The 6,930-nt window shown below is 51.8% G+C and carries 4 protein-coding genes and 1 pseudogene; all 5 read right to left on the bottom strand.

What is annotated here, in order from left to right; all coding sequences use genetic code 11:
* Positions 1-199 precede the first annotated feature (199 nt).
* Positions 200-640, bottom strand: coding sequence for a hypothetical protein (locus AM629_RS20250; protein ID WP_054481514.1), 441 nt, complete (start codon positions 638-640; stop codon positions 200-202).
* Between the two features lie 15 nt (positions 641-655).
* Positions 656-1,504 (bottom strand): hypothetical protein, encoded by an 849-nt coding sequence (locus AM629_RS20245; RefSeq protein ID WP_054481512.1) that lies wholly within the window; start codon positions 1,502-1,504, stop codon positions 656-658.
* A 9-nt stretch (positions 1,505-1,513) separates the two neighbouring features.
* Positions 1,514-3,889, bottom strand: a complete 2,376-nt coding sequence (locus AM629_RS20240) for a type VI secretion system Vgr family protein (protein ID WP_420806696.1) — start codon at positions 3,887-3,889, stop codon at positions 1,514-1,516.
* Positions 3,889-6,567: a type VI secretion system ATPase TssH gene (gene tssH / locus AM629_RS20235; RefSeq protein WP_054481508.1), complete on the bottom strand. Its 2,679-nt coding sequence runs from the start codon at positions 6,565-6,567 to the stop codon at positions 3,889-3,891. Before tssH ends, AM629_RS20240 begins: the two co-directional genes overlap by 1 nt.
* A 243-nt stretch (positions 6,568-6,810) precedes the next feature.
* Positions 6,811-6,930, bottom strand: a pseudogene (locus tag AM629_RS20230) (type VI secretion system tube protein Hcp); the annotation flags it as partial.

Genomic DNA, 6,930 nt, shown 5'->3' with positions numbered 1-6,930 from the left:
CTGCTCGCAACAAACGAGTGGTATAGCCCGTTTCGCCTTTTCTCTCTACCGGTGGCATTTGAATGCTTGCAGGTAAATCCGGCACACCATCACCCTGCGCTTTGATGGCAGGACGAACAAGTAAAACCGGCAGCCCCTTACGGGTACAAAAACTACAGCCCGGGTTAATCACAATAAAATCTCCTGTATTGCACACTCTTTATTTCAGGTTTTCCGGGTTAAGACGACCCAGCAGCGCTTCATTCGCGTCGCTAAAGATAATCGATAGCAGGATCTGACTTTTTAAATTGTCATCGGCTTTCCATACGCCATCCTTTTGATATATCGATATTTTATCCGTCACATCATAGTAACGGGGTATCGGTTCCCCGACTTTGACTTGTTTAACCCGCATGTTTACCGGACATAGCAAGACGTTGGCTTTGTCTTGTGAGGGTTCGCATTTACCCGTTTTTTCGACTGATTGGAAAAACAGTTGATCACTGGGATAACGATTAAATTTCTTTGATAATTCTTCAGGTTCATCAAAGCTGGACTGGATAGCCTTTTCAATTTGGTTGGTATACGGAGCGCTGTCGCATCCGGTTAACGCCATGCTGAAAACAACCAGGCTAAAAATGTGTTTCTTCGGGATCATCATGCAAAATTCCATCAATTAAAGTTGTAGGTAATTAATTTTACTGGTCATTTCCTGCCACTGTTCATCCGTCCAGCGACCGGTGATACGCTGGTAATACCCCACATTCTGTTGGCACCGACCCAATAGCGCCTTCATTTTCGGCGCTTGATGAAACTCTTCACCCAAGGTGACACCATGTAGTGCAAAAGCCGTCAGATCCTGTTTATCGGTTAATGACCACTGCGTCATGGCGATATTAAATAGCGCATCAATACGACGGCTAAGCGCCTGCCGCTCCCCCATATCAGAGGTCACTGGCAACTGGGCCAGTACCTGATTAATCAGGCCAATACGTTGAATTTGGGCAAGTGACACTGGTGTTTCTCCTTGCTGGTAACGGACTTTCTCCGGGAAGGCCAGCGTATGCCAGTTACCCTCCAGCCAGAATGTCCAGTGTGTAATGTCATCCGAGGCAATCCGGCGTGAAAATGCCCAAGGCCCCATCATCCAGTGCAAATGAAACAGGACACGGGGATCGTAATAACTCAGAATATGCCCCTGCGGTTTTTCCTTGAGATACAAGGCATCAACCAGAACATTCTTTATTGCTTCTGGAGACAAATCGCTTTTAAGCAGTAAAGTGAAAAACGGTCGAGAACCGGGATCGGTTTTCCGGCGTGCTTCATTGAGCAGGCGGGACCAAACATCAGACGGTAACTCGTGCAACGGTAACAGCCAGGGATATAAATGCGCCTGAGAAACAAGCAGCGGTGAAACAACTTCAATCACTGGCAATACTTCCGGTAACTGTTGTACAACCACGCGATCAATCAACGCATATTGATGTTCAGCAAATGCCCGCGGCTCAGTCAAATAATCAGTCATATCAATTCCTTAGCCTAATGGCACCGTCGCGTCACCCCGTTCGGTCGCTTCGGCAACCACCACGTCACAGGCAGTAAAATCGGGATAAGGCACATCCAGCTTTGCCGGCTCGGTATAATCGAAATTCGCGCTTTTGACGTTAAAATCGCCCGGAGAACCGTGTTCAATCTTGCCGGGTTCCAGCGTCAGATAGGAACCACCACACTGCAAAGTGATTTTCTTTTTAGCTGAGATCAGGATTTCGTCATCACTACTGGTGATAGTCACGCCTTTCTTAGCAACGACTTCAATACCATCAGTTTGAGCTTGCACCTGAATCTTCCCGGCAGCCGCAACCAGTTTCATACCTAGCTCATGTACAAAAACCACCATTGATTTTTTCGCTGCCAGTACCATACGTTTCAACGACGAGATTTCAGTGTTGCCGCCAGCAGTCATCACCAGATTTTTACTGGCACTGTGCTGAATATGTTGCGGTGTTGACAGCGCAATCCCCCCTGACGCACCAGCGACAATCACCGGTTCCCGCAATTGCTCGACATTCCGTTGTAGAAAATGCTGTTGGGTATCACTATCCAGTGGATCAATCTGTGCCGTTTGCAGCAGATCAGAGAGCGATTCTGCTAATGACAACGCATCAGCAAGCTGGCGTTTGATTTCATCCATATCCAGTTGTTTGCCACTGGCTTTAGACTGCCCCTGCGTACTCAACAACAGCCCTTTCCCCGCCCGAATAGCCCCCCAGTCGTCGGTTCGCAGCTCAAAGCCTTCACCGCGTTTATTCGGATGTGGTCTCTGTCCATCCACCAGATGGCCCAGATTGAGCTGACTTTTTCCGCCGTATTCGGTACTTAATTTGATGTGTTCTTTGCCACGCTCATCGTCCATACGCAGTTTGTTGTTCGCTGGTGTGCGCAGCACATTGCGCTTGTAGTTGTAACGGGTCACATGATCTTCATGCCGCGAGTCATGCAGCGCATGGGCGATATAGGGCCGGTCCGGGTTGCCCTGTTCAAATGCCACCGCCACTTCGGTCCCCTGGAGCAACGGCCAGTGGAATCCGTAGGTGCTGCCCGCATACGGGCGGGCTAACCGGACCCACAGGCTTTCTCCCCCCAGCGGCCATTCGTCCAGATCAAAATCAAACTTGATGCGGTAACGCCCCATTTTGTCGATATGGCTGTAGGTGTCTTTCGACCAGTCACTGGTCACCCGCGCTGGCACGGTGCCGGCAATCACCGGACGTTCCCGCAATGCCGGTCGGTAGCTGATGATTTCGCTGTACGGAATGCCGATAAAACTGACCAGATAGTTGCTGTCCCGCCGAGCGGTGCTCTCGGTTGAAACAATCAACACCCCTTTCTTCAACATCGGCGGTACCTCGCCAGCCATTTCCAGCACCAGACCCGGCTCTAAAACCGGCGACGAGCTTTTACCGCTGATAAGGTGCTGATGGCACAGGTCGCGCTCATGGTGTAACCGGGCATAAAAGCCGGCAGTTTCAACCGCTGGCTGGATCTTTTCACCCCGCGTCAGGAAATGGTCGCCATAGCGATAGATCTCACCTTCGGTCGTGCTATCCCGCTCCCGCATGACCTGAAATTGCAGATAATTCTCCGCTTCCCGGTAGTTGTAATCCCGGACTGTCACCCCCTGCGTCACCACCTGATGGGCGAAATGTAAATCCCACACCGAGTCACCGGTGTTGTGATTCATTCCCGCCGGGTTAAGCAGCGGCAAAGTGACGTCGTACTGGTAATTGCGCTGGTTATCACCAAACCGCACCACTTCAATCCCCAGCCGGCTGTCCACCTCGAAGCGATACCAGATCCCCACCTCCGCTAAGATCCGCTGAATAAACGCCAGATCACTTTCCTGCCACTGCACCACCAGTTCCCGCCGGGGGTACTCCCGCACCAGTGTGAACAGAAAATCCTGTCCGCGAAAACCGTGTCGATCACGCAGGATCTTTTCCACTATTTCCGGTACCGACTGGTTCTGGTAAATGGCACAACGTTGGGTGTGGCGCAGCAATGCCAGACGCGGCTCCAGACAAGCCTGATAGTGGGTTTCATCCACCGAGGTGGAAACCCGGTTAAACCGGGTGATCACGCCATACACTTTACGCCCCGGCTCCGGGCTTTCAGGCGCCTGCAAGATAAACGTGGCCGATTTTTTCAGCATTACCGCCGGGTCGATATCCCGGGTGGTACTGGTGAAATCAAGGGTGTAGCAATAAGGGGCGAACAGGCGTTCTTCCCCGGTGAAGCTGAACACATCCAGCGCCGCCTCACAGCGCCGGACTTCAAGCCGGTAGCGGCAGTGGCCCGTCAGCGCCGTTTTACCCGCCTGACGTTGGCGGGCCAGCAACATTTTTCTATCCATCATGCATTTTCCCCGTTATCAGATCCGGCAGTCTGTTCAGTGAAAGCAAGGATGATCCCCTCTTCTTCATTGAAACCTAACGTTACGCCGACAGGTTTATGGTGATGTGCCAGACGTTCCAGCAACGCCTGCGATAACACCGGTAAGATTTGTTGATTGAGTAGGCTGTCGATATTGCGCGCCCCACTGTCCGGCAACAGGCAAGCATTGACCAGCGTGTCGCACAAGCCGCTTTCCACCGTGCAGGTCAGGCCATAATGGGTGTTCAAACGCCGGGTGACTTGCCCCAGTTTGATATCCACAATCCGTCTGAGCGCTTCCGCCGGTAACGGGCGATAAATCACGGTTTGGAAACGGGCGAGCAATGCAGGCTGAAAGTGATCACGCAATATGGGGCGTAACAATTCATGCTGGGTGGCGGTTGGAGCATCGGGCTGTTGTGCCAATAACGCCATCAGTTGATCACTACCCAGATTAGAGGTCATCAAAATGACGGTATGACGAAAATCGATCTCGCGCCCTTCACCATCCCGCATAAAACCGCGATCAAAGACCTGATAGAACAGGTTCAATACGTCACGATGCGCTTTTTCGACTTCATCCAACAACACGACGCTGTAAGGGCGCTGACGTACCGCTTCCGTCAAAATACCGCCCTGTCCGTACCCCACATAACCCGGCGGTGAACCTTTCAACTGAGAAACCGTGTGCGGTTCCTGATATTCCGATAGATTGATAGTAATTAGTGAACGTTCGCCCCCAAACAAGCAGTCGGCCAATGCCTGCGCGGTTTCGGTTTTCCCCACCCCACTCGGCCCCACCAGCAGAAAGACGCCCAGTGGACCCTGTTCCGGTGTCAAACCAGTTTTAGCCGCGCGTAAACGTTGGGCTATTTCCCGCAATGCCATATCCTGACCAATAACCCGGTCGCCTAAATGCTGCTCCAGATGTAACAGATCGGTTTGTTCGTCTTTCAGCAAACTGCTTAACGGTATCCCCGTCCAGTCGGCAACCACCGTCGCAACGGTGCGCACATCCACATTCAATGAGAGTAACGGCTCACTGCCCTGTAATATTTCCAGTTCCTCTATGCTTTTCTTGAGTTCAGTCGTTTTGGGGGAATGCTGACGTAAGTCAAGAATGCGCTGAGCCAGACGCTTTTCGCTCTGATACTGTTCGGTGAGTTGTTCAGTCTGGCGTGCAACCTCTTCACGCCGAACCGCAATCTCCTTTAAGCGGGTGTTATCTTCTTCCGTCGGCAGCATAATCCGATCCGCTTCAATCGCTTGCTGCTCCATTTCAAGGGCCGTCAGTTGTGCCTGACGTTGTGTCAACGCTTCCGGCACAGTATCCAGACTCATCCGTACCCGGGCGCTGGCAGTGTCCAGTAAATCCACCGCTTTATCCGGGAGCTGACGCCCGGTCAGGTAACGGCGGGATAAGGTGACCGCGGCTTTAACAGCAGCATCCTGAATATGAACACCATGATAACGGGCATAACGCTCTTTCAGACCGCGCAGCATCAGGCAGGCGGTTTCATCATCCGGTTCATCCACTTTGATCATCTGGAAACGCCGTTCCAGTGCCGCATCCCGTTCAAAATATTGTTTATATTCCGACCAAGTAGTGGCGGCAATCGTGCGTAATACACCCCGAGCTAGTGCAGGTTTTAGCAGGTTAGCGGCATCAGCACCGCCCGCCTGATTACCGGAACCAATCAACGTATGAGCTTCATCAATAAACAATAAGATCGGGGTTGATGACTGCTGTACTGCCTCAATCACGTTTTTCAGTCGCTGTTCAAATTCACCTTTGACCCCAGCGCCCGCCTGCAATAGCCCCAGATCCAGCGCTCGCACACTGACGGTTTTCAGGCTATCAGGCACCTGACCACCCGCAATACGCAAGGCCAATCCTTCCACCAGTGCAGTTTTTCCTACCCCCGGTTCACCGACTAGGATCGGATTGTTTTTACGCCGGCGCGATAGAATGTCGATCATCTGACGGATTTCGTTGTCACGGCCAAACACGGGATCAATATGGCCTTCGGCGGCACGCGCCGTTAAATCCTGCGTAAATTTGTCCAATACTCCCTGCAACGCCGGTGATAATGCCGGAGAATTTTGAACAGGTTTATCAGGAGGTGTTTCTGCCACCGCAGAATCCCCGCGGCTACCGGCCAAACGTGCCGCTGCCTGTACTTCCAGGCGCTCTTCTGAATGCCTGTCCAGCAGCGGGCGCAAATGTTGTAATTGGCTCACACTCAGGCTCATCAACGGCCAGCCATCATGAGTACTCAACCAAGCCGGCTGACCGCGCAGTACCTGCAAAAGGTGCACTGAACGAATAGATTCATTACCCTCTTCTTGGGAAGCAACAAACCAAGCGATTTGTAATAAACGACATAATCCATCCGACAACCGTGGACGTTGACTGATGCTGTGGGGCAAGCGGTCAATGGTGGTCAACAAAGATTGCCACAACGAATGCATATCCCATTCGTAACGCCGGGCAATCACAGTAATATCGCCCTCACCGTCTTCAAGTAGTTTTAGCAACCAGTGTTCCACCGTAATTTCAGCATGTGCTCGTGTCTGGCAGAATGCCGCTGCCGCGTTTAATGCCTGTGCGCAATAGGGATTTAAGCGACGCAATAATGAAGTCGATACCGTATCCATATAAAGTTCCGGTGTTAATAAGAGGTCAGGTCACATTCGAGGAATAAGCCGTTTTGCCATAGCTACCGCACGGCTGAAGCTCATCCGTGATTTTTTGCTCAAAATGTGCCCGTCCCCGGGGATTAAAATGGTTAGTCTGGGGGGATAGCCCACCCAGTGCCCGCGATCAATCGGTGCAGCAACAACGCTGCACCGATTGGATTAAATAGCTGCCATTCCTCCGACATAGCAGCCGATCAGCCATTACGCCTGACTGCGCTCATTCCACGCATCCGAGTGAATGATGTTGCCGTCTTTGTACGTCCAGGTGATTTTTTCGTAGCGGAACTCAACCTGTTCCAGATGGTTGTGTTTCTCTTTGGC

It is taken from the genome of Photorhabdus heterorhabditis, assembly GCF_001280945.1.
GTDB lineage: Bacteria > Pseudomonadota > Gammaproteobacteria > Enterobacterales > Enterobacteriaceae > Photorhabdus > Photorhabdus heterorhabditis.
This window is presented reverse-complemented; position numbering and strand designations above follow the sequence as displayed.

Coding starts and splice junctions, on each gene's coding strand:
- tssH (WP_054481508.1), bottom strand. CDS start 6,567: ATGGATACGGTATCGACTTCATTATTGCGTCGCTTAAATCCCTATTGC.
- AM629_RS20250 (WP_054481514.1), bottom strand. CDS start 640: ATGATGATCCCGAAGAAACACATTTTTAGCCTGGTTGTTTTCAGCATG.
- AM629_RS20245 (WP_054481512.1), bottom strand. CDS start 1,504: ATGACTGATTATTTGACTGAGCCGCGGGCATTTGCTGAACATCAATAT.
- AM629_RS20240 (WP_420806696.1), bottom strand. CDS start 3,889: ATGGATAGAAAAATGTTGCTGGCCCGCCAACGTCAGGCGGGTAAAACG.